A 1,041-nucleotide genomic window follows, 5' to 3' on the forward strand; every position below is an offset into this window, starting at 1 on the left:
TACAGTAGAAACCCTCAGCGAGAGCTGGGGGTTTTTGCGTTTTAAAAGGGATATCCTATGGATTTCAAGATGCACCGCGACGGCAAGGGAGCGAATCCGCAGGGGCATAGCGAACGATGTGACCGGGATGAGTGAGTGCAGCCAACAAAGAGGCAACTTGAAAGATAACGGGTATATTATTTATTTACTTATTCCCTTTAAGAAACAAATAGTTTATTTAGTAGTCTTAAATAATTAAAATATGTTGTAGTAATAGCAGGCATAAAAAAATAATTTAAATGGCTTTTTGAACTGATGGGAAAAAATGAATCATGTTATCCTAAGGTTAGTCGAGCATGACAAAAATCTCTATATATTCATAAACATCATTGAGCCGGTTATTAACAGACTTTAATGAGTTCGAATATCTGTTGAGTATTACCATGAAAGAGATCAGTTAATAACATCGATAGAGATCGCTATTTACCCCACTCATAGAACCTGCTAATAAACTATATTGACTGATCTCCATCAGTCAACGTTGAACACACTTTACGCATTGATTCACCCTTTAATTCGACTTTAATACTCCCGTGAACCAGTCTGTCCAGGATCGCATCAGCGTGTGTGGCATCACCTATCATTTGATACCATTTCTCAATAGGAAGTTGGCTTACCAGCAACACTGAGCCCCGTTGATAGAACTGATCGACTATCTCCAGTAGGTCACTGCGTTGATCTGAGGTCAGTACCTCCAGACCCCAGTCATCCAGGATTAACAACTGACTACGGCTCAGTTTATTTAACAGCCGGGGATAGCTTCCATCACCATGGCATTGTCTGCAAAGCTCCAGCAAGCCCTTTAAACGGTAGTAATACACGACATATCCCTGGCGGCAGTAATGCCGCCCCAGCGCACAGGCAAGATACGTTTTCCCGCTTCCCGTTGCCCCTGTCAGCAGCAGATTCTGGCAGTGTTTTAACCAGTGCCCTTGTGACAAGCTTCTGACCTGCGATTTTTCCAGCCCCCGGCTGGCTCTGTAATCCAACGCTTCCAGTTCT

2 protein-coding genes are annotated in these 1,041 nt (G+C 43.2%); one reads left to right on the forward strand and one right to left on the reverse strand.

Features of this window, described 5'->3' with window-relative positions; translation table 11 throughout:
• A partial coding sequence (locus tag LG003_RS23075) for a hypothetical protein (protein WP_262981770.1) occupies positions 1-238 on the forward strand: 238 nt, incomplete at its 5' end.
• 253 nt (positions 239-491) lie between these two features.
• On the opposite strand, the gene istB is transcribed toward LG003_RS23075, so the two are convergent.
• Positions 492-1,041, reverse strand: a 550-nt coding sequence (istB, locus tag LG003_RS23080) for an IS21-like element helper ATPase IstB (protein WP_262981771.1), incomplete at its 5' end; no start/stop codon positions are given.

The organism is Photorhabdus kleinii, from assembly GCF_025384885.1.
Taxonomy (GTDB): domain Bacteria; phylum Pseudomonadota; class Gammaproteobacteria; order Enterobacterales; family Enterobacteriaceae; genus Photorhabdus; species Photorhabdus kayaii.